We start from the raw sequence: 20,638 nt of genomic DNA, 5'->3' as shown, positions 1-20,638 counted from the left end.
CTTGAGAATCCGGGGGATATTCCCCACCCGTTTCCCCCACTTTTCGGGCCTCTGCGGCTTGCCCCGAATGTGGGGAAAACCGGGTTGAGCTCACAACGGCGCATCCATGGCCAGGCCCTGCAAACGCCGGTACTGACGCAATACGTTCGGCACATACCGCTGGGTTTCAGCGAACGGCGGAATCACCCGGCCACGGCTGAGCACTGCGTCGGGGCCGGCGTTGTAAGCCGCCACGGCGAGGGCGATGTCGTTGTCGAACAGGGTCATCAGGCGCTTGAGGTATTTGGCCCCGCCCTGGATGTTGGCCTTGGGGTCGTAGACGTCGGTCACGCCCATTTCCCGCGCGGTGTCGGGCATCAACTGCATGAGCCCGCCCGCGCCTTTGGCTGAGGTCGCGCCGGGGTTGTAGTGGGATTCTGCGTTGATCACCGCGTGCAACAGCGCTTCAGGTAATTGATTGACCTTGGCCGCCGCCGACACCAGTTCCGCGTAAGGCTGGTTGGCGATCATTTGCGGCTGCTGATCAAGGCTGGCCACTGCGGCGTCAGCCTCGTGAATTACCCGTTCGTAGGTGCGTCCGGGTCGGTGAACGTTGGACAGCACATAGCTGCCCTTGGCGTCCACCGAGATGAATACATCGGCCTGCGCGGCGCCGCTGAGCAGCACACAACCGAGCAATCCGCTGGTAAGGAATTTCATGTCGGGCCTCCCCGGATCGACCCCGATAAATTGGGGGAAATGCCCCAATGGCCGATCACGCTTGAGCCATACGCAAGCACTGTGCCGACTCTCGAAACGCCCGGATTACAAGGGTTGCAGCCTAGTCGGTAGTTTTCAGTGGGGACTGAGCATGGCAATTGCATAAGCCCTCCTGGCGACACGGCTGCCACTCACGGGAGGTCATCATGAAGCTGCAATTTCGTCCGCGTGGCCAACGCGGTTTTACCCTGCTCGAATTGCTCGTGGTGCTGGTGGTACTCGGCCTGTTGGCCGGGATCGTCGCGCCGAAATACTTCGCCCAACTCGGTCGCTCCGAAGTGAAAGTGGCCAAGGCGCAGATCGAAGGGTTGAGCAAGGCGCTGGATATCTATCGACTGGAGGTCGGTCACTACCCGTCCACCGAGCAGGGCTTGCAGGCCTTGGTCACCGCACCGAGTGACGAAGCGAAATGGACCGGCCCGTACTTGCAGAAAAAGCTGCCGCAGGATCCGTGGGGACGTAATTACACCTACCGCTATCCCGGTGAAAACAGCGAGTACGACTTGCTCTCGATGGGCAAGGACGGCCAGCCCGGCGGCGAAGGTGAAAACGCCGAAGTGACCAATTGGCAGTGAACGGAGCGCGGTCCATGCGATTTCATTTGAAGGCAGTCGGCAAAGCGGGCGTGGTGTCCTTGAGCGTGGAAGCACCAGGCGACAGCGAAGCGCGGCGCATTGCCGAGGATCAGGGTTTGCGTGTGCTCAGCTCGCACGCCGACAAGCATTGGCGTTCGCTGAAACTGCGTCAGCGCGAGACCTTCAATCTGGTGTTGTTCAGCCAGGAACTGACCACCTTGCTCAATGCCGGCCTGCCGTTGATCGATGCGCTGGAAAGCCTCGCCGAGAAAGAAACCGCCCCCGCTGCCCGCAAAACCTTGAGCGAGCTGGTGCGCCTGCTGTACGAGGGCAAATCCTTCTCTCAGGCGTTGGGCCAGTTGTCGGCAGTGTTCCCGCCGCTGTACGTGGCACTGGTACAGTCCAGCGAGAAGACCGGCGCGGTCGGCGATGCACTGGGCCGCTATGTCAGTTATCGCCAGCGCATGGACGAGGTGCGGCAGAAGATCATCAGTGCCTCGATCTATCCCATGCTGTTGCTGATCGTCGGCGGTGGCGTGGTGCTGTTCTTGATGGGTTACGTGGTGCCGCGCTTCAGCCTGGTGTTCGAAGGGCTGGGAAATAACCTGCCGTGGCTGTCGCAGGTGCTGATGAGCAGCGGCATGTTTTTGCATGCGCATCAGGCTGAGTTTTTCGGCGGGCTGGCGGCGCTGGTCATTGCCCTCGCCGTGCTGCAGAAGCAACCGGCGTTTCGCCGTGGGCTGGATCGGCTGGTGGAGAAACTGCCAGCCGTGCATCAACGGATTTTCATGTATGAACTGGCGCGGTTTTATCGCTCGCTGGGGATCCTGCTGCAAGGCGGGATTCCGCTGGTGACCGCCATGAGCATGGTACGCGGCTTGCTCACCGTGGCGTCGCGGGTGCGCCTGGATCAGGCTTGCGAGCGGGTGCGTGAGGGGCAGTCATTGTCTACCGCGCTGGAACTCAATCACCTGGTGACGCCGGTGTCCTTGCGCCTGCTGCGCGCGGGCGAGCAGTCCGGCAACCTCGGGCAGATGATGGAGCGCAGCGCCGATTTCTACGACGAGGAAATCAGCCGCTGGCTGGAGTGGTTCGTGAAGTTGTTCGAACCGCTGCTGATGACCTTCATCGGCCTGCTCATCGGGGTCATCGTGATCCTGATGTACATCCCGATTTTCGAACTCGCTTCGAGTATTCACTGACCACGGGAACGGGTCGGCGCCCTGCAACCACGCACTTGTACGTTCCCAAACACAACCACAAAGACGGAGAACGATATGCACATTAAAAAGCTCGTGCTCGCAATGGCCATCGGCGCAGTTCTGTCAGCGTCTACGGTGCTGATTCCGGACAGTTTGTCCGGGGTATCCAGTGCTCATGCCAAGGATGGGGGAAGCGGTGGTGGTAGCGGCGGTGGCGGAAGTGGCGGTGGAGGTGGTGGAGGTGGTGGTGGTCATGGCGGCAACGGCGGCGGGGGTGGCGGTGGTGGCGGTGGCGGTGGTGGAAGCGGCGGCGGTGGTAGCGGCGGTGGCAACGGTGGCGGTGGCAGTCATGGCGGTGGCAACGGTGGCGGTGGCAGTCATGGCGGCGGCAACAGTGGCCACAGCGGCAGCGACCACGGCTCCGGACACTCGGGCGACAGCGCCTCATCCGGCCGCAATGGCACGCACGCCGAAGCGGGGGATGACCATGGCGTCCATCGCGCTGGCGAAGTCGGTGATGACCACGGAGTCCACCGTGCCGGTGAAGTCGGTGATGATCGTGGCGCGCATGCAGCGGCTGAAGCCGGCGATGATCGCGGCGTTCATGTCGGCGGTGAGCCGGGCGATGACAAACGCGCCAACTGATCCATCCTGAAACACCACAATCCTTGTGGGAGCTGGCTTGCCAGCGATGAGGCCCGGTCAGGCAAAGCTGTATTGCCTGACACACCGCCATCGCTGGCAAGCCAGCCACAGGGTTTTGTGGCATACGCAGATTACGCAGACGACCACCATCAATTGTAGGAGTGAGCCTGCTCGCGATAGCGGTTATTCAGACACTGAAACTTTGACAGACGAAACGCTATCGCGAGCAGGCTCACTCCTACAGCTTTGATGTGCGTAAGGCTCAGAGGGCGACGTGGCTCTCGTTCAACCGTTCACGCAAAAACTCGACCAACGCCTGCACCGGACGCGAAGCCTGGCGATGCTGCGGGTAAACCGCCGACAAGGTCAGCGGCTCGGTGCGGTAGTCGTCGAGCACCGGCACCAGTCGCCCATCCTGCAGCGCCGCGCCGACAATGAACGTCGGCAGATAGGTAATCCCCATCCCCTGCACCGCCGCGTCCCTGAGCAACTCGCCGTTGTTCACGCGCATGCGCCCGGTGACATTCACCAACAGCGGCTTGCCCTGCCCGGCATTGAAGCGCCATTGCACCGAACGACCGTGGCCGTACGGCAGGCAGTCGTGGCCGTGCAGGTCTTCGGGGTTGAGCGGCGTACCGCGTTCGGCCAGATACGCCGGGCTGGCGCAGTACACCCGTTCGATGGAGGCAATGCGCCGGGCGATCAGCGTCGAGTCTTCCAGCACGCCGATGCGCAGCGCCAGGTCGTAGCCTTCGCCAAGCAGGTCCACCGGGCGGTCGCTCAAGTCCACTTCCACGGTGACCTCGCGATAGCGCTGCAGGAACAGCGGCAGCAGACAGCCCAGATGCGCCACAGCAAACGACAACGGCGCACTGATGCGAATCGTCCCGCGCGGCTCGGCGGTCTGCCCGGCGATGCCCTGCTCGACCTGTTCGACTTCGCCCAGCAGGCGCAGCGCCGACTCGTAATAACTCTGGCCCAGTGGCGTGACATCGAGGCGCCGGGTCGAACGATTCAACAGCCGCACGCCGAGGCGCTCTTCGAGCTGCATCAAACGACGGCTGACGAACTGCTTGGACAGGCCCAACTGATCGGCCGCGGCGGTGAAGCTGCCGGAGTCCATGACCTGACAAAAAATACGCATGTCTTCGAACGGGTTCATTGTCACTCTCTGGTGGACAGTTAAACGCTTTATAGCCGCTTTTTCACTTTCAGGCAGCTCATTAATCTGTGCTCACGGTTTGAAAACACCACACCCCGTGTAGGAGCTGCCGAAGGCTGCGATCTTTTAAAGATCAAAAGATCGCAGCCTTCGGCAGCTCCTACAGGGCACACAACTCATCAAAAAAAGGAATTAAGCATGAACATCAAAAAGACCCTGACCGCGTCCCTCCTCGCCCTGTCCATCGGCAACGCGTTTGCCGCTGGCAGCCCGGGTGTCGAACACAACACTCAGGCCTTCCTCGAAGCACTCGCTGCCGGCGGTGGCAAACCGCTGGAGCAACTGAGCCCGAAAGACGCGCGTGCGGTGCTGACCGGTGCTCAGGCTTCGGTGAAAGTCGACCTCTCCGGGGTGGAAGTCAGCGACAAGGCGATCACCGTCGATGGCCAGACGATCAACCTGAAAGTGGTGCGCCCGGCCAAGGTCAAGGGTGAGTTGCCGGTGTTCATGTTTTTCCACGGTGGCGGTTGGGTATTGGGCGATTACCCGACCCACCAGCGCCTGATTCGTGATCTGGTGGTCGGCTCTGGCGCCGTGGCGGTGTACGTCGATTACACGCCGTCGCCGGAGGCGCAGTACCCGACCGCAATCAACCAGGCCTACGCCGCGACGAAATGGGTGGCTGAAAACGGCAAGCAGATCGGCGTCGATGGCAAGCGTCTGGCGGTGGCCGGTAATAGTGTCGGCGGCAACATGGCGGCGGTCGTGGCGCTGATGGCCAAGGAACAGAAAACCCCAGCGCTGCGCTTCCAGCTGCTGATGTGGCCGGTGACCAACGCGCAGTTCGACGACGGCTCGTACCAGCAATTTGCCGAGGGCCATTTCCTCACCAAAGGCATGATGCAGTGGTTCTGGGACAACTACACCACCAACCCGGCCGAGCGCAGCCAGATCCACGCTTCGCCGCTGAACGCCAGCAGCGACCAGCTCAAAGGCCTGCCCGCCGCGCTGGTGCAGACCGCCGAGTTCGACGTGCTGCGTGATGAAGGCGAAGGCTACGCACGGCATCTGGATGCAGCGGGCGTGGCGGTGACCTCGGTGCGCTACAACGGGATGATTCATGACTTTGGCCTGCTCAATCCGCTGAGCCAGATTCCGGAAGTGAAAGCGGCCGTGCGGCAAGCGGCGGCTGAGTTGAAGACGCATCTGAACTGAGCCCAATGTCTCGCTACACCTCACGGGGTGGCGAGATTTTTTGTTTAACCCTTCTGTGTGGCCAGGGAGCTTGCTCCCGCTTGAGTGCGCAGCACTCACAAAATCTCTGCCTGGCAGAGTTTCTTGGGGCTGCTGCGCAACCCAGCGGGAGCAAGCTCCCTCGCCACAGCAGCGCTCATCATCGTGGAACCTGTCATGTCCTTCCTCCTCGCCCACCCGCTGTCCTGGAGCGCCGCCCTGCTGCTGCTCGACGCCCTGCTCTGGCACCTCGCTCCGTTCAAACATCGCGCTCCGCGAGTCGGTATTCGGCTGGCGCTGTTTCTCGGCTTCAGTGCGCTGATCATCAACGCCGGCATCAGCCCGTTGCTCGCGCCGGTGTTTGCCGATGACCCAGTGGCGCAACTGGGTGCAACGGCGCTGGGCATTCTCTGGTGGTTGTACGCGGCACGTGTGCTCACCGAGATCATCGGCCTGATCCTGATGCGGCGCATCGGTCACAGCGGTCGGCTGTTGCAGGACGTGATCGGCGCGCTGGTGTTTCTGGCGGCGATCGTCGCGGCCGCCGGTTATGTGCTGGAGTTGCCGGTCAAAGGTTTGCTGGCGACGTCCGGGGTGGTGGCGATCGTGGTCGGTCTGGCGTTGCAGAGCACCTTGAGCGACGTGTTCTCCGGGATCGTGCTCAACACCACCAAGCCGTATCAGGTGGACGACTTCGTGGTAATCGACGGCGTCGAGGGCAAGGTGCTCGACATCGACTGGCGCGCCACGCACCTGCTGACCAGCACCGGCACCCTGGCCGTGGTGCCGAATTCGGTGGCGGCCAAGGCGAAGATCGTCAATCTCAGTCGCCCGACCAACCTGCATGGTGTGTCGATCAGCATCAAGGTGCCGAACCATATCCGCCCACGGCGGGTGCTCGACGCCCTCGACCGCACCCTGCAAGGCAGCAGCAGCCTGCTGTTGAATCCGCCGCCCAAAGCCGTGTTGAAAGAGGCCGGTGAGGAGATGTCGGAGTACGTCGCCAGTGGCTTCATCAGTGAGTTGGGCAACAAGAGCGAGGTGCGCAATCAACTGTTCGACCTCGCCCACCGGCATCTCGAAGCGGCGGGTATTTCCCGGCATCCCGATGGCGTGATCGAGCCTTCGACCCGCGCCCGGGCGCTGCTCGATGAAGTGAAAGTCTTCCGTTCGCTGAGCCATGAGGAACGCGATCGCCTCGCCGAATCGATGGTCGCGCAGCAGTATGCGGCCGGTCAGGTGGTGCTGGGGCTGGATGAAGTGCCCGACAGTCTGTTCGTGATCGCCACTGGCGTGGTCAGTGCGACCGTGCCCGATGGCAACGGCCAGACCGAAGCCGGGCGCATGGGGCCGAGTGAAGTCATGGGCGAACAGAGCATGCTCGCCGATACGCCGTCGCAAGCCACGTTCACCGCGTTGACCTCGAGCATCATCTACCGCCTCGACAAGACCCTGACCCGCCAATGCATGGCGCAGCGCAGCGAAGTCGGTCAGGCACTGAACAAACTGCAGGCCGTGCGGCAGCAGAACAGCCGCCTCGCGCTGATGGCGAAACCGGTGGCGATGCGCAAGGGTGGGTTTTTGGGTTGGCTGCAGAAACGTTAAAAGCAAAAGATCGCAGCCACACGGCAGCTCCTACAGGGGAACGCGTCCCAATGTAGGAGCTGCCGCAGGCTGCGATCTTTTGATCTTCTTACTTGGCAGTGAACTTGGTGTAGCTGTTGATCAGGTTGCGGTAGTTCGGCAGGCGTTCGGACAGCAGGTGCGCCAGGCCTTCCATGTCGTTGCGCCAGTCGCCCTGCAGCTCGCAGGCCACGGCGAACCAGTTCAGCAGGTGTGCACCGGCCGCCGACATCCGCGCCCACGCGGCTTGTTGCACGGTGGTGTTGAAGGTGCCGGACGAGTCGGTCACCACGAACACTTCGTAGCCTTCAGCGATGGCCGACAGGGTCGGGAACGCCACGCAGACGTCCGTCACCACACCGGCGATGATCAGTTGCTTGCGGCCGGTGGCCTTGATCGCCTTGACGAAGTCTTCGTTGTCCCAGGCGTTGATCTGGCCCGGACGCTGAATGAACGGCGCATCCGGAAACTGTTCGCGCAGCTCAGGCACGATCGGGCCGTTGGGGCCGGCGTCGAAGCTGGTGGTGAGGATGGTCGGCAGCTTGAAGAACTTGGCGATGTCGCCCAGCGCCAGCACGTTGTTCTTGAACTCGTTGGGGGTGAAGTCCTGCACCAGCGAGATCAGACCGGTCTGGTGATCGACCAGCAGCACGACCGCATCATCTTTGTTCAGACGCTTGTAGGGAACGCTCATGGGAAACTCCTTGGGATGGATGTTGCAGGAAGCGCCGTGCCGGTTGGCCGGCGCTTTTTTTGTACGTTTCAGAAGGCGAAACAGGAACAGCCGAACGCGCCCCAGAACCCGGCGAAGTCGCTGACCGGTGCGTTCGACAGACGCGCTTTTTCATGGCTGTGCGAGTGCACTGCACAGGCACCGACGCACTGGTGCACTTGCGCCTGCAACGGTGAAGTCGGCCGCCAGTGACCGGGCACCTTGACCACCGGCGACCAGTCCGGCAGCACGGGGATCGAGCGTGGACCGAGGTCTTCGAAATCGCCGGCGGCGTAGACGATCTTGCCGCCGACCACGGTCAGCACCGACTCGATCCACTTGATCGCTTCTTCCTCGACATGGAAGAAGTCCGCGCTCAGCGCTGCCAGGTCCGCCAGTTGCCCGACCTTGATCTGGCCCTTCTTGCCCTGTTCGGAGGAGAACCAGGCGCTGCCGTGGGTGAACAGTTCCAGCGCGGTGGTGCGCGGCAGACCTTCTTCGTACAAGGCCAGACCGCCGACGGTGCGACCGCTGACCATCCAGTACAGCGAGGTCCACGGGTTGTAGCTGGAGACCCGCGTGGCGTCGGTGCCGGCGCCCACCGGTACACCTTCGGCGAGCATGCGTTTGATCGGCGGCGTGGCTTCGGCGGCCTGCTTGCCGTAGCGATCGACGAAGTACTCGCCCTGGAACGCCATGCGGTCCTGAATCGCGATACCACCGCCCAGCGCCCTCACCCGCTCGATGTTCTGCGGGGTGATGGTTTCGGCGTGGTCGAAGAACCACGGCAGACCGTTGAACGGAATATCGCGATTGACCTTCTCGAACACGTCGAGCATGCGGCTGATCGATTCGTTGTACGTGGCGTGCAGACGGAACGGCCAACGTTGCTCGACCAGGTGGCGCACCACCGGTTCCAGCTCCTGTTCCATGGTCTGCGGCAAATCCGGGCGCGGTTCGAGGAAGTCTTCGAAGTCGGCGGCGGAGAACACCAGCATCTCGCCGGCGCCGTTGTGCCGCAGGTAGTCGTCGCCCTGGTGCAAGGTGACGCTGCCGGTCCAGTTCTGGAAGTCGCTGAGCTCTTCCTTGGGCTTCTGGGTAAACAGGTTGTAGGCGATGCGCACGGTCAACTGGTCGTCCTTGGCCAGTTGTTCGATCACCTGATAGTCGTCCGGATAGTTCTGGAAACCACCGCCGGCATCAATCGCGCTGGTCAGGCCGAGGCGATTGAGTTCGCGCATGAACTGGCGGGTCGAGTTGACCTGATACTCCAGCGGCAGCTTCGGCCCCTTGGCCAGCGTCGAGTACAGAATCATCGCGTTCGGCCGTGCCACCAGCATCCCGGTCGGGTTGCCGTTGGCATCCCGAACGATCTCGCCACCCGGCGGGTTCGGCGTGTCGCGGGTGTAGCCGGCCACGCGCAGTGCGGCGCGGTTAAGCAGCGCGCGGTCATACAGGTGCAGCACGAACACCGGGGTGTCCGGCGCGGCCTGGTTGAGTTCTTCGAGGGTCGGCATGCGTTTTTCGGCGAACTGGAATTCGTTCCAGCCACCGACCACGCGCACCCATTGCGGGGTCGGCGTGCGGTCGGCCTGTTCCTTGAGCATGCGCAGGGCATCGGCCAGCGACGGCACACCTTCCCAGCGCAGTTCGAGGTTGTAATTGAGGCCGCCACGGATCAGGTGCAGGTGCGAGTCGTTGAGGCCGGGGATCACGCAGCGCCCGTGCAGGTCGACCACTTGCGTGGCCGGACCGCGCAGGGCCATGGCCTGGGTGTCGTTACCGACGACGACAAAGCGGCCGTCCTTGATCGCCACCGCACTGGCCAACGGTTTGCTGCGGTCGACGGTATGAAATTGGCCATTGAACAGAATCAGATCGGCGTTCATCGCAGTTCCTTTCGAGTAGATGAATGGGGTTCAGCGTGACGGCTGTTTGCCGGGTTCGAGGTGGGCATGGGGCTGCCCCGCCTCCAGCCACGGCGCAAACAATCGGGTCACGCGGGGCATGAACACGTACACCACCGACAGCACGATGGTCAGGGTGATCAGGAACGTGGCGACCACGTAATTGGAAAGCAGCGGATGCCACTTCAGCAGCGGCCCCCATATCAGCGGCACCAGCAGCGTGTGCGGAAAAATCACCAGCAAGGTGATCAGCGCTTGCTTCCAGCGCGGCGGTGGACGAGCGGCATCGGCCAGCGGGGCAAACCAGAATTCATTGATTGGCGCGACTTCGGTCTGGTCGCCATCGGCGAGCATCGGCGCCGCTTCGTCGACCAGCGCCTGACGCTGTGGCGACTCCAGCCACAGCTGCATGGCCTCGGTGGAGCGAAAGCGCAGCACGCAGGTGTAGGTGTCGAGGCCGGCAAGCTTGCCGCGCACCACGTCCACCCCCAAGTGACCTTCGCGCAGCCCGGCGACCCGGACGATGTTGCGCAGCCACGCCTCGTAAGGCTGTTCAAATCCGGCCTTGACCCGGTGCTTGACGATCAGGGTGACGATTTCCTCGGCCCCCGGTGTTTTTTGACTCAGGGCTTCAGGCATAACGCAGTACTCCGGGCAGGCGAACATTGAGCGCCAGCCGTCCCGGCCCGGCGATGAACACAGTGGCGAACAGGATCAACAGCAGCCAGCCGAACTGCCCCTCGGCCACACTCCATTGCGGATGCACGACCAGCAGCGCCACCAGCAGCACAAACAGAATAGGCAAGCAGGCCAATCGCGCCAGCACCCCGCCGACGATCAGTAGTGGACAGAGGACTTCGGCGAAGATCGCCAGACACAAGGTCAGGTGGGCACCGAGGTGGAACGGGTCTTCGATCAGTTGCAATTGCGCGTTGAAGTTCAGCAGCTTGGGCAAGCCGTGAACCCACAGCAGAAACAATCCGCCGCTGCCCCGTAGAAACAGCAGACCGATGTTCTGTGCCCGTTCATCGCGTTGTGATGCGGTCATGACCCCCACCCTTTAATTTTTATCGGGTTGAATCATGCTCGGTGCGGGCGGGGGAAAATTGAATGGATGTGCTCAGTTAGCAACAGACGCGATAGCGTTGTGTAGGCGCTGCCGAAGGCTGCGATCTTTTGATTCTGTTGTTGAAGATCAAAAGATCGCAGCCTTCGGCAGCTCCTACACGGAGAAGGTGTCAGGCAGACGGGATATCCAGCGGCGCCGCCATGAACTGGCTGATCCGCGAACGCAGCCAGCGCTCGGCCGGGTCGTTGTCGTGCACCCCGCTCCAGGCCATCGACAGTTGCGCCGCATCGATCGGGAACGGCGGGTCTTCGGCGCGTAACGTGCAGCCTTCAACCAGCGCACAGGCGGCGTAGTCCGGCACGGTGGCAATCATTTCGGTGCCGGCGAGCAAGGCGCGCAAGCCGCTGAACTGCGGCACACCGAGCACCACCCGGCGCCGGCGGCCGAGCTTGGCCAGGTCGAGGTCGATGTTGCCGCTCAAGTCACCGGAAAACGACACCATCGCGTGCGGGCGCTCGCAGTATTCGTCGAGGGTCAGCGGCCCCGGCCGGTCGTCACCGCGCAACACTTTGCAGGGGATGTCACGCAGCTTTTTGCGCTTGGCGTTGGCCGGCAGATCGGTGGTGTAGCTCACGCCGACGGAGATTTCCCCGGACGCCAGCAGTGCCGGCATCAGCAGGTAGTTGGCGCGCCGCACCACGACGACGATGCCCGGCGCTTCCTGCTGAAGTTGTCGCAGCAGCGGTGGAAACAGGCCGAACTCGGCGTCGTCCGACAGGCCGATGCGGAACACATCGCAACTGCTCGCCGGGTCGAACTCCTTGGCCCGGCTGACCGCGCCGGAAATCACGTCCATCGCCGGTTGCAGCTCCTGCAGGATCGCCAGCGCGCGGGCGGTCGGCTCCATGCTGCGGCCGTTGCGCAGCAGCAACGGATCATCGAACAGGTCGCGCAACCGCCCCAACGCGGCACTGACCGCCGGTTGGCCCATGAACAGTTTTTCGGCGACGCGGGTCAGGTTCTTTTCGAACATCAGCGCTTCGAAAATCACCAGCAGGTTCATGTCGACGCGGCGCAGATCGTTACGGTTCATGGGTGGCACTTCCTTTTAAAGCCAGTCGCAAGTGCTGAGCACTTTAGCCGATCAACGGCAGTTTGCGCCCGGGTCAGGCCTGCGAATTAACAACGATTAACTCGTCAGCCGACGCCTTGCGTCTTAACAATGAAAGCCTCTGCGCAGCGTTGTTTTTGCCCTCACGACACGGACTTTGGCCATGGCTCATTTACAGCAAACCGTCGCCCTCGCCCCTGCCAGCGAACCCCGCAAGCCATCCGTCGGCGGCCTCAGCCCGCAGCGGGAGCGGCAGGTCAAACAACTGATCCTCGAACGCCTCGGAGAAAGCCTGGAAGTGGCCGAGCTGGCACGCGCCTGCTCGTTGTCGCGCAGCCATTTCTCCCGGGCGTTCAAGGCCAGCACCGGCCAGGCGCCGCAGGACTGGATCCGCGAACAGCGGATCGCCCGCGCCAAGCTGCTGATCCGCCACACCGGCCTGAGCCTGACGCAGATCAGCCTGGAATGCGGCTTCTGCGATCAGGCGCATTTCTGTCACATGTTCACTCGCAGCGAAGGCATCAATCCGTTCGCCTGGCGCTGTCAGGTCATGCGTGAAAACCAAGACCCCCGGACCCGGCCCATGACCTTTTGAGCGTGACCCAAGCGCCTGCCGTTGCACTGATGGCCAAACCTGAGGAATATGCTCCGATACCTTGCACCAGACGGTCTGCGTCTTCACGCAGCAGCTCTGTGCCGGGATCGTCGCATCACCGCAGGAGTGTGCTGTTGAGTCTTTCCCCGAATCAGGCCATTGGCTTCGGCCCCTACCGGATCTACACCGGGCAACGGCTGGTCATGGAAGGTGACCAGCCGCTGCGTCTGGGGCGTCGGGCCATGGACATTCTGCTGATGCTGCTGGCGCATGCCGGTGAAGTGGTGAGCAAACAGCAGTTGCTCGCCGGCGTGTGGCCGGACAGCGTGGTCGAAGACATCAATCTGCGGGTGCACATGGCGGCCCTGCGCAAAGCGCTGGGCGACGGTCAGTCGGGCCAGCGCTACATCGTCACCGTGGCCCAGCGCGGCTACAGCTTCGTCGCCCCGCTGACCGTGCAGGCCGCTGATCAACGTCTGCGCGAAGCGGCTCCGGCGCGGCACAATCTGCCGTTGCGCCACACGCGGATGATCGGCCGCCAGCCGCTGGTCGACAGCCTGATGCAGCAACTGCCGCTGCAACGCTGCATCACCCTGGTCGGCCCCGGCGGGATCGGCAAGACCACCGTCGCCTTGCGCGTCGCCGAACAATTGATCGGACGCTATCGCGACGGGATCCGCCTGCTGGATCTGGCGCCGCTCAACGATCCGGCGCTGATCGCCTCGCAACTGGCGACCCTGCTCAATCTGTCGGTGCACGACGGCGAGCCCCTGGCGGCGGTGATCAACGATTTGCGCGCGCGGCAGATGCTGCTGGTGATCGACAATTGCGAGCACCTGATCGATGCCGTCGCGCAGCTCGCCGAAAACCTTCTGCGCGGTGCGCCACAGGTGCACATTCTGGCCACCAGCCGTGAAAGCCTGCGCGCCGAAGGCGAGTTCGTGCAGCGTCTGGACTCGCTCGACTGCCCTTCCACCGACCTTGATCGCGAGCAGGCAATGGCCTTCGCCGCCCTGCAGTTGTTCGTCGAACGAGCCATGGTCGCCCACGAACACTTTGAACTGAGCGACGCCGAGTTGCCGCTGGCGATTGAAATCTGCCGGCGCCTGGACGGTATTCCTTTGGCGCTGGAGCTGGCCGCGGCGCAGGTCGAGAGCCTGGGCCTGAGCGGCTTGCTGCAGCAATGGCAGGATCAGTTGCATCCACTGGCGGCGGGCAACCCCCAACGGCATGCGCGGCATCAGACATTGCATGCCACGCTGGACTGGAGTTTCAACCTGCTGACCCCCTGCGAGCAGACTTGCCTGCGCCGCCTCGGGGTATTTAGAGGCAGCTTCAGCCTGGCATCGGCCGCGGCCGTGGTTGTCGGCCAGCACATCGAGCCCACCGAGGTGCTCGCGGCGGTCACGCAACTGGTGGCCAAATCGCTGCTCAATGTGGATGTCGGCGATGAAGAGGTGTTCTACCGCTTGCTCGACACCACGCGCCATTACGCGCTGGAAAAACTCGAGCTCAGCGGCGAACGCGACACCCTGCACGAGCGCCACGCCGAACGCTGTCTGACCTTGATGGAGCAGGCGCAAACCGAGTGGGAGCACACCCCGACCACGCAATGGATCGAGCGCTACGCCCGAGGGCTGGAAGACCTGCGCGCCGCCCTCGACTGGAGTTTGCACGGCGCCGGTACGCGCCCTCTCGGTATCCGCCTGACGGCCACTTCCGCCGCGCTGTGGCAGGAGCTGTCATTGCTCAAGGAATATGGCGCTCATGTGCGTCAGGCCCTGACCTTGCTCGCCGGCGCCGAGCAGCCCTGCCCTCGGCTGGAAATTGCCCTGCAACTGGCACTCGGCAGCGCCGGCTATCACACCTGGGGCGGCGCGCCGGAAACCATCGAGGCATTCACCCAGGCCAACGCGCTGGCGCAGCAACATGGTGATGTCGCCGGGCAGTTGCGCGCGATATCCGGACACCTCGCGGTCAACCTGAGTTGCGGCCATTACCAGGCAGCATTGCAGCAAAGCGAACAGTTCGATCGTCTGCGCGGTCACGACGATCCGCTGCTGTCGTTGAGCACTCACCGCCTGCGGGTGCTGGCCCTGCACTTTGCCGGCGACCAGCCACAGGCCCGGCTCAGCGCCGAGCAAGTGATCCAGCGCGTGGCCCACAGCGGCCATCGCAACCGCTTCACCCACGGTTTTGGCGTGCAGTACGACCAGAGCGTGGCGTCGCTGACCATTCTCGCCCGGGTACTGTGGCTGCAAGGATTTCCCGAACAGGCGTGGCGCAGCGCCCGGCAGGCGCTGGACATCGCCGTGCAGATCAACCACGGCACCTCGATCTGCTACACCCTGGCCCTGGCCAGTTGCCTGATCGCGCATTACAACGGCGACGCCACCACCGCCCGCGCGCTGTTGCAGCTGTTGCTGGAGCAGGCGCAGAAGCACTCGGTGCTGCTGTTCCACACGTGGGGACGACACTATGCGCAGGTCATCGATGACGGCCTGGCACAGCCGGTTCCACCGGCGGACGGGTTGATCAAGGAGTTGATGGTCACGCTCGATGCGCGCTACATCGATGACGCGCTGCTGCAGCGGGCACACAGTGGCGCGGCGGGCTGGAGCACCGCAGAAGTGTTGCGGGCCGAAGCTGAGCGATTGTTGGCTGAGGAGGCGGGTTGTCCGCAGGGACGCCTGCGCGAGCAGGCTGAAGCCCTGCTGCAAAACGCCCTCGCCATCGCCCGATCCCAGGGTGCCCTGGCCTGGGAGCTGCGCAGCGCAACGTCGCTGGCCCAGCTGTGGCAGCGCCAATCACGCTACCGTGAAGCGCTGGATCTGCTAACGCCGATCTACCAACGCTTCAGTGAAGGCTATGCCACCCCGGACTTGCGCAAGGTGCGCTTACTGCTCGACGCGTTGCGCGGCCAGTTGCACGCCCGCGCCTGATCGGTTGACTCCCTGATACAGGGCATGACGCTGCACGATAGCGCTCAGTTCATCACTGGTTTGCAGCTGTTCACGCACATAGCAGCGAACGGTGTTGAGCATCCGATAGCGCAGCGGATCGCTGCCCCGCTCCACCATCAGCCACGACTTGGCGGCCAGGCGCTCGATGGTTGCGGTCAGATGCGCACCGTCAAGCACCCGCAGCGCGGCCTCTTCGGTGAACGCCATCTTGAACACCGACAGCCGCTGCAAGACCCGTTGCTCGCTGGCCCGCAGATCCTGATAGCTCCAGCCCAGCGCGGCGCTCATGGACTGCAGCCTTGGCACCGCGGTGCGTCGGCCATGACTGAGCAGGCGCAGACCGTTGTCCAGTTGCGTCTGCAGTCCCACCAGCGCCAGCGCATCGACCTGTGCGGCTGCCAATTCAATAGCCAGCGGCAAGCCGTCGAGCCGCCGACAGATGTCGCCCACGATGGGCAGATCCTGCTCACGCAGGCTGAAATCGTGCTGACGGGCGCGGGCGCGGCTGACCAGCAGTTGCACCGCCGAATAGCCCATGATTTCGTCGACAGTGCCTAGGGTCGACGCTTTGGGAACGGTCAATGGTGCAATCGGTTGCACGGTCTCGAGATCGGCCTGCAACGGTTCGCGACTGGTGACCAGCAGCGCCAGACGCGGCGCCGCCAAGAGCAGTCGCTCCACCAGTGCCCGGCAGGCTTCGCGACGCCGCTCGCCGTTATCCAGCACCAGCAAGGCATGGCGCGAGGCTAGCGATTCGAACGAGGTGTCGAGGGTCTGCAGCAGGTGGTCGAGCAGCGACGGGACATCCTCGGTAGCCGACAGATCGAGGTACCAGACACCATCGCGATAATGCTGCAGCAGCAGCTCGGCGACCCGCAGCGCCACCGTGGACTTGCCGACACCGGCGGGACCGGTCAGCGTCATCAGCCGGCACAGCGGCATTTGCCGCACCAGACCGCCGACCAGCGAATCGCGACCGATGACCGGGGTCAGGCGCGCGGGCAAATTATGCTGCGGCGCCTGCAGGGTTGCGAACACACCTTGCGCGACGCTCTGGCCGTGCACCGGGGCAATGAAGCTGTAGCCGCATTGCGGCACATTGACGATGTAGCGCTGACCGTTCTCGCCGTCGCCCAGCGCCCGGCGCAACGCCGCGATGTGCACCCGCAGATTGATCTCCTCGACCACACTGTCCGGCCACACCAAGGCAATCAGTTGTTCCTTGCGCACCACCCGCCCGGCGCGCTCGACCAGCACCTGCAAGATATCAAGGGCCCGCCCGCCCATGCGCAACTGCCGATCACCGTCGAGGACCAGCCGTTGGCGTAGATGAAAAGCGTATGGCCCGAAATGCAGGACCGATGCAGCGGGCAAATCGTTGTGGCTGTTCATGCCGTTTTCCAGCGCCAGCGGCCGCGAGCATGATGCTCTCGGCGTCCGGTGCCTCTCCCTTCCAAGCGTTAGCTTTATCTTGGCAGGCGCAGGTGACGGCACAACCTCCGGACGGGGCGCAGCACGGACATCCGGGTGCCCCGCACGGACAAAACCGCTCTAGCTGAACTGTTCGCGGTACTGCGTCGGGGTCAGGCCGAGCTTTTCAACGAACAGAAAGCGCATGTGGCGCACGCTGCCGAAACCACTTTTATAGGCCACGGTCTTCAGCGGTAGCTCACTGGTTTCCAGAAGATTGCGCGCGCAATCGATACGGGCGTTTTGCAGAAACTCCATCGGCGTCATGTTCACATCGCGGGCGAACACCCGGGCAAAGTGCCGGGTACTCATGTTCGCCAGAGCGGCCATGCGCTCGACCGTGAACGCTTGATCGAGGTGTTCCAGCACATGATTCTGGACCCGGGTGATGACGGTTTCCTGCGGGGCCACCGCCGCCATCAGCGGACTGAACTGCGCCTGCCCGCCCTGACGCTTCATCACCACCAGCAAGACCTTGGCCACGTCCTGGGCGACTTTTTTCCCGTGGTCCCGGGCGACCACGGCCAACGCCAGATCGATGCCGGCGGTCACGCCGCCGGAGGTGATCAGATGGCGGTCTTCGGTGTAGATCTGGTCGGTCTCCACGTGCGCCTTGGGGAACGCCTTGATCAACCGTTCGGTGTAGTTCCAGTGGGTGGTCACGCGATAGCCATCGAGCAGACCGGCATGCCCGAGCACAAAAGCCCCGGTGCAGATCGAACCGTAACAGCCGGACTGGCCCACCGCCCGTTGCAGCCAGGCGAGCAGCGCCGGGTGTCTTTCGTTGTAGGCACCCGGGCCGCCCGGCACCAGCAGCAGGTCGCAGGCCGGGTACGGGTCGTCAATATGGAGGTCCGTCTGCACATGCACGCCATTGGAGGCGCGCAGCATCCCGCGCTCGGTCCCCAGGGTGAGCAACTGGTAGTGATCTTCGGGTTTGAGGTAGCGATTGGCGACGGAAAACACCTCCATGGGACCGGCCATGTCGAGCAGAAGAAAGTCGGGGAACAGCACCATTGCCACGGTTTTCATGGGTGAACATCACTGCCATCTAGGAAGGGAACCAGACCTCGCATTATGGCCAAGTGCGTGGCACGCGGCGAAAAGAATGCGTGATCGACTCCGCAAAACTGTCAACCTGAGCAGGACAGTGTTTCAGATTCCACCTACTTATTGCGCGGATCGGTTAACAGTAACCTTCTCCTCACTCGGACGAATCAACGTCCCGCAAGGAGAATCATCATGCTGACGCTTCGTAAAGCTTCCGATCGCGGCCTCGCCAATCATGGCTGGTTGAAGTCCTTCCACACCTTTTCCTTCGCCAGCTACCGTAACCCGCGTGAGCAGGGTTTTTCCGACCTGCTGGTGATTAACGACGACCGCGTCGCGGCCGGCAAGGGCTTCGGCCAGCACCCGCACCGCGACATGGAAATTTTCTCCTACGTGCTGGAAGGCGCGCTGGAGCACAAGGACACCCTCGGCACCGGTTCGGTGATTCGCCCCGGTGACGTGCAACTGATGAGTGCCGGCAGCGGCGTGGCCCACAGCGAGTTCAACCATTCGGCGACCCGGCCGGTGCACTTTCTGCAGATCTGGATCGTGCCGGAAGTGGCCGGCGCCAAGCCGCGCTACCAGCAGGAGCACTTCAGCGCGCAGAAAAAACGCGGTCGCCTGCAACTGATCATCTCGCCAGATGGTGCTGATGGCTCACTGAAGGTACGTCAGGACGCACGGGTCTTCGCCGGCCTGTTCGACGGCAAGGAAAGCGCGACGCTGCAACTGCAAGCCAATCGCTACGCCTACGTGCATGTGGCGCGGGGCAGCGTTGAACTCAACGGCGTACAGTTGCAGGAAGGCGACGGCGTGCGGGTTCGTGAAGAACAGGCACTGACCTTGAGCAACGGCGTGAATGCCGAGGTACTGGTGTTTGATCTGCGGCCGCAGGAATTGCCGCAAATGCCATGACGCAGGGTGGTAACGCCTACCAAAACGGCCTTCTTTTGAAGGCCGTTTTTTATTGTGGAGGCAGTGGCGTTGGCAGCACCGACGGTTTTGGTGCGTGAGCGTCCTTGCCTGCTTGAACCGCCGCGAAGGTCGTTTGTATGGCGACATACATATTCGCTTGATTGGCGTAATAAGCACCGACGACGATGGCGACTATCCCCAGTAACTGGACAGCCGTTGCTGCCCAGACATTGGCTTTGACGGTCGCCCCTTGCCTTGCTGCGTCCTGCGCGCCGTCAGCAATCCTGCGCATTTCTTGCGTAATCAGGTCGTAGCGTTTGTCTCGTTCGACTTGAGTTTTGTCCCGCTCTCCCTGAACAGATAAAAACCCGTCGATTTTCATTGATACCGCGTCCAGCCGAGCATCCATTCGTGTCTCGATGGTCTCGATCCTGGCATTGAATTCTTCGCGACTGATGGCGCCCATGACTTGCGTTCCCTGGCCTTTACTCGTTGTGTCACTGCTTTGAACGTGACTGAATTCCCTGGCTTCCAATTCGACACCTTTATCGGGCTACCGATACCGTCCGTGGTATGTCACGCCAGTGCAAGCGTGCTGCCTTGCACCAGCCTTTGAAACGATAGCCCTCGGTCCTTCGGCCTACAAGCCAGCGGTTTCTGCTATCGGCGTAGGCCGTTTCGTCAGGCTCTGTGAGTTCGCCGATGCCAGTGTGCGCTACTCATTTTCCGAGGCAAACACCTCGACGATCTGTTCAATCACCGCCCTCACCCGCGCGGTGTGGCGCAGATCCGCATGGGTCACCAACCACACTTCATAGGGCTGCGGCCGGGTACGCTGCGGCCAGAGCCTGACCAGCCCGTCGCGCTCGCCCATGTACACCGGGATTTCTCCTACACCAATGCCCGCCGCAATCGCACGACGTATCAACAGGCTGGAGCCGAGACTGGCCACAATACGCCCGCGACTGATCGACTCCCCCACCAGCGTCAGGTCTTTATTGCTCTGCAGATATGGCTGATAGACCACCAGATCATGCCCCGCGAAGGCACTGCCCGGCTCAGGGCTACCGTGAGCATCGACGTAAGCCTGCGCGGCGAACAGCCCGGTGGGCCAGCGCGCGATTCGCCGGGCAATCAGGTCCGGGTTGTCGGGGCGGGCGTTGCGCACGGCAATGTCCGCTTCGCGCTTGGCCAGGCTGAGGATCTGTGTGGAGGCGTCCAGTTGCACACGTACGTCCGAATGTAGTGCATGCAGGCGGGCGATGGCCGGGATCAGGAAATCGATGGCCAGCGAATCGGTGGTGCTGACCCGCACGGTGCCGGTCAGGCGATCATCCAGGCCCTGGATCTGCCGCTCGAGTTCTAGCGCCGAATGCTCCATTTTCTCGACGGACCTGAGCGCTGCCTCACCGACCGCCGTCAGCGCGTAGCCGTCGGAGGTACGCAGGAACAACGTCGCGCTCAAGGACTTTTCCAGCGCGGTAATCCGTCGTCCGACCGTTGCCTGATCCACGCCCAGCACTCGCGCCGCCCCGCGCAGCGTCGACTCACGACAGACTGCGAGAAACACCCGCGCATCATCCCAATTCATCTCAACTCCTGTTGATGCAGATTTGCATCACTGTGCCGCCAAATCGCTGCGCCAAA

General features: G+C 62.8%; 19 protein-coding genes. 8 read left to right on the top strand and 11 right to left on the bottom strand.

Annotated features, from left to right (window positions below; genetic code table 11):
* Nucleotides 1-90 precede the first annotated feature (90 nt).
* Entirely contained in the window at nucleotides 91-699 is a 609-nt protein-coding gene (locus HBN98_RS25100) for a lytic transglycosylase domain-containing protein (RefSeq protein ID WP_083368625.1), read from the bottom strand.
* Nucleotides 700-905: 206 nt separating this feature from the next.
* On the opposite strand from HBN98_RS25100, the gene gspG reads away from it, so the two are divergent.
* The 3 genes from gspG (at nucleotide 906) to HBN98_RS25085 (ending at nucleotide 3,181) form a co-directional block, all read left to right on the top strand.
* A complete protein-coding gene (gspG, locus tag HBN98_RS25095; protein WP_064120121.1) occupies nucleotides 906-1,334 on the top strand; it encodes a type II secretion system major pseudopilin GspG in 429 nt (142 codons plus the stop codon).
* Nucleotides 1,335-1,348: 14 nt separating this feature from the next.
* Nucleotides 1,349-2,536, top strand: a complete 1,188-nt coding sequence (locus HBN98_RS25090; protein ID WP_083368624.1) for a type II secretion system F family protein — start codon at nucleotides 1,349-1,351, stop codon at nucleotides 2,534-2,536.
* Between the two features lie 75 nt (nucleotides 2,537-2,611).
* Nucleotides 2,612-3,181 carry a hypothetical protein gene (locus HBN98_RS25085; RefSeq protein WP_262381652.1) on the top strand — a complete coding sequence of 190 codons (570 nt, stop codon included), beginning with the start codon at nucleotides 2,612-2,614 and terminating at the stop codon, nucleotides 3,179-3,181.
* 262 nt (nucleotides 3,182-3,443) lie between these two features.
* Here the strand turns inward: HBN98_RS25085 and HBN98_RS25080 are convergent, their stop codons facing one another.
* Nucleotides 3,444-4,343, bottom strand: a complete 900-nt coding sequence (locus HBN98_RS25080) for a LysR family transcriptional regulator (RefSeq protein WP_083368622.1) — start codon at nucleotides 4,341-4,343, stop codon at nucleotides 3,444-3,446.
* A 198-nt stretch (nucleotides 4,344-4,541) separates the two neighbouring features.
* Between HBN98_RS25080 and HBN98_RS25075 the strand changes: the two genes are divergently transcribed.
* Both HBN98_RS25075 and HBN98_RS25070 read left to right on the top strand, forming a co-directional pair.
* Nucleotides 4,542-5,558 (top strand): alpha/beta hydrolase, encoded by a 1,017-nt coding sequence (locus HBN98_RS25075; protein WP_083368621.1) that lies wholly within the window; start codon nucleotides 4,542-4,544, stop codon nucleotides 5,556-5,558.
* 195 nt (nucleotides 5,559-5,753) lie between these two features.
* Complete coding sequence (locus tag HBN98_RS25070; RefSeq protein ID WP_083368620.1) at nucleotides 5,754-7,181, top strand: mechanosensitive ion channel family protein; 1,428 nt, start codon at nucleotides 5,754-5,756, stop codon at nucleotides 7,179-7,181.
* Between the two features lie 88 nt (nucleotides 7,182-7,269).
* Here the strand turns inward: HBN98_RS25070 and ycaC are convergent, their stop codons facing one another.
* The 5 genes from ycaC to HBN98_RS25045 all read right to left on the bottom strand — a co-directional run bounded on the left by ycaC (nucleotide 7,270) and on the right by HBN98_RS25045 (nucleotide 11,980).
* Entirely contained in the window at nucleotides 7,270-7,893 is a 624-nt protein-coding gene (ycaC, locus tag HBN98_RS25065) for an isochorismate family cysteine hydrolase YcaC (RefSeq protein WP_064588175.1), read from the bottom strand.
* Between the two features lie 68 nt (nucleotides 7,894-7,961).
* Entirely contained in the window at nucleotides 7,962-9,800 is a 1,839-nt protein-coding gene (locus HBN98_RS25060; protein WP_064588176.1) for an amidohydrolase, read from the bottom strand.
* 30 nt (nucleotides 9,801-9,830) lie between these two features.
* Nucleotides 9,831-10,457, bottom strand: coding sequence for an antibiotic biosynthesis monooxygenase (locus HBN98_RS25055; protein WP_064588177.1), 627 nt, complete (start codon nucleotides 10,455-10,457; stop codon nucleotides 9,831-9,833).
* A complete protein-coding gene (locus HBN98_RS25050) occupies nucleotides 10,450-10,866 on the bottom strand; it encodes a DoxX family protein (RefSeq protein WP_083368619.1) in 417 nt (138 codons plus the stop codon). The genes HBN98_RS25055 and HBN98_RS25050 overlap by 8 nt, the downstream gene beginning before the upstream one ends.
* Nucleotides 10,867-11,056: 190 nt before the next feature.
* Nucleotides 11,057-11,980, bottom strand: a complete 924-nt coding sequence (locus tag HBN98_RS25045; RefSeq protein WP_083368618.1) for a LysR family transcriptional regulator — start codon at nucleotides 11,978-11,980, stop codon at nucleotides 11,057-11,059.
* Nucleotides 11,981-12,161: 181 nt separating this feature from the next.
* Between HBN98_RS25045 and HBN98_RS25040 the strand changes: the two genes are divergently transcribed.
* Nucleotides 12,162-12,593 carry a helix-turn-helix domain-containing protein gene (locus HBN98_RS25040; protein WP_083368617.1) on the top strand — a complete coding sequence of 144 codons (432 nt, stop codon included), beginning with the start codon at nucleotides 12,162-12,164 and terminating at the stop codon, nucleotides 12,591-12,593.
* A gap of 134 nt (nucleotides 12,594-12,727) precedes the next feature.
* Nucleotides 12,728-15,535 (top strand): ATP-binding protein, encoded by a 2,808-nt coding sequence (locus HBN98_RS25035; RefSeq protein WP_083368616.1) that lies wholly within the window; start codon nucleotides 12,728-12,730, stop codon nucleotides 15,533-15,535.
* Here the strand turns inward: HBN98_RS25035 and HBN98_RS25030 are convergent.
* Together HBN98_RS25030 and HBN98_RS25025 are read right to left on the bottom strand one after the other, a co-directional pair.
* On the bottom strand, nucleotides 15,491-16,948 hold the full coding sequence (locus HBN98_RS25030; protein ID WP_083368615.1) for an ATP-binding protein: 1,458 nt from the start codon (nucleotides 16,946-16,948) through the stop codon (nucleotides 15,491-15,493). The two genes, HBN98_RS25035 and HBN98_RS25030, sit on opposite strands and share 45 nt — an antisense overlap.
* Nucleotides 16,949-17,107: 159 nt before the next feature.
* A complete protein-coding gene (locus HBN98_RS25025; protein ID WP_083368614.1) occupies nucleotides 17,108-18,058 on the bottom strand; it encodes a GlxA family transcriptional regulator in 951 nt (316 codons plus the stop codon).
* Nucleotides 18,059-18,268: 210 nt separating this feature from the next.
* On the opposite strand from HBN98_RS25025, the gene HBN98_RS25020 reads away from it, so the two are divergent.
* Complete coding sequence (locus HBN98_RS25020) at nucleotides 18,269-18,991, top strand: pirin family protein (protein ID WP_083368613.1); 723 nt, start codon at nucleotides 18,269-18,271, stop codon at nucleotides 18,989-18,991.
* Between the two features lie 49 nt (nucleotides 18,992-19,040).
* On the opposite strand, the gene HBN98_RS25015 is transcribed toward HBN98_RS25020, so the two are convergent.
* Together HBN98_RS25015 and HBN98_RS25010 are read right to left on the bottom strand one after the other, a co-directional pair.
* Nucleotides 19,041-19,457 carry a hypothetical protein gene (locus tag HBN98_RS25015; RefSeq protein WP_083368612.1) on the bottom strand — a complete coding sequence of 139 codons (417 nt, stop codon included), beginning with the start codon at nucleotides 19,455-19,457 and terminating at the stop codon, nucleotides 19,041-19,043.
* 249 nt (nucleotides 19,458-19,706) lie between these two features.
* Nucleotides 19,707-20,582, bottom strand: a complete 876-nt coding sequence (locus HBN98_RS25010; RefSeq protein ID WP_083368611.1) for a LysR family transcriptional regulator — start codon at nucleotides 20,580-20,582, stop codon at nucleotides 19,707-19,709.
* Between the last annotated feature and the right edge of the window lie 56 nt (nucleotides 20,583-20,638).

The organism is Pseudomonas koreensis, assembly GCF_012986595.1.
GTDB classification, from domain to species: domain Bacteria; phylum Pseudomonadota; class Gammaproteobacteria; order Pseudomonadales; family Pseudomonadaceae; genus Aquipseudomonas; species Aquipseudomonas koreensis.
Note: the sequence above shows the minus strand (reverse complement) of the source record. Positions and strands in the feature narration are given on the sequence as shown.

Bases quoted from the DNA above. Each gene is read 5' to 3' on its own strand.
- HBN98_RS25100 (WP_083368625.1), bottom strand. From the start codon at position 699: ATGAAATTCCTTACCAGCGGATTGCTCGGTTGTGTGCTGCTCAGCGGC.
- gspG (WP_064120121.1), top strand. From the start codon at position 906: ATGAAGCTGCAATTTCGTCCGCGTGGCCAACGCGGTTTTACCCTGCTC.
- HBN98_RS25090 (WP_083368624.1), top strand. From the start codon at position 1,349: ATGCGATTTCATTTGAAGGCAGTCGGCAAAGCGGGCGTGGTGTCCTTG.
- HBN98_RS25085 (WP_262381652.1), top strand. From the start codon at position 2,612: ATGCACATTAAAAAGCTCGTGCTCGCAATGGCCATCGGCGCAGTTCTG.
- HBN98_RS25080 (WP_083368622.1), bottom strand. From the start codon at position 4,343: ATGAACCCGTTCGAAGACATGCGTATTTTTTGTCAGGTCATGGACTCC.
- HBN98_RS25075 (WP_083368621.1), top strand. From the start codon at position 4,542: ATGAACATCAAAAAGACCCTGACCGCGTCCCTCCTCGCCCTGTCCATC.
- HBN98_RS25070 (WP_083368620.1), top strand. From the start codon at position 5,754: ATGTCCTTCCTCCTCGCCCACCCGCTGTCCTGGAGCGCCGCCCTGCTG.
- ycaC (WP_064588175.1), bottom strand. From the start codon at position 7,893: ATGAGCGTTCCCTACAAGCGTCTGAACAAAGATGATGCGGTCGTGCTG.
- HBN98_RS25060 (WP_064588176.1), bottom strand. From the start codon at position 9,800: ATGAACGCCGATCTGATTCTGTTCAATGGCCAATTTCATACCGTCGAC.
- HBN98_RS25055 (WP_064588177.1), bottom strand. From the start codon at position 10,457: ATGCCTGAAGCCCTGAGTCAAAAAACACCGGGGGCCGAGGAAATCGTC.
- HBN98_RS25050 (WP_083368619.1), bottom strand. From the start codon at position 10,866: ATGACCGCATCACAACGCGATGAACGGGCACAGAACATCGGTCTGCTG.
- HBN98_RS25045 (WP_083368618.1), bottom strand. From the start codon at position 11,980: ATGAACCGTAACGATCTGCGCCGCGTCGACATGAACCTGCTGGTGATT.
- HBN98_RS25040 (WP_083368617.1), top strand. From the start codon at position 12,162: ATGGCTCATTTACAGCAAACCGTCGCCCTCGCCCCTGCCAGCGAACCC.
- HBN98_RS25030 (WP_083368615.1), bottom strand. From the start codon at position 16,948: ATGAACAGCCACAACGATTTGCCCGCTGCATCGGTCCTGCATTTCGGG.
- HBN98_RS25025 (WP_083368614.1), bottom strand. From the start codon at position 18,058: ATGAAAACCGTGGCAATGGTGCTGTTCCCCGACTTTCTTCTGCTCGAC.
- HBN98_RS25020 (WP_083368613.1), top strand. From the start codon at position 18,269: ATGCTGACGCTTCGTAAAGCTTCCGATCGCGGCCTCGCCAATCATGGC.
- HBN98_RS25015 (WP_083368612.1), bottom strand. From the start codon at position 19,457: ATGGGCGCCATCAGTCGCGAAGAATTCAATGCCAGGATCGAGACCATC.
- HBN98_RS25010 (WP_083368611.1), bottom strand. From the start codon at position 20,582: ATGAATTGGGATGATGCGCGGGTGTTTCTCGCAGTCTGTCGTGAGTCG.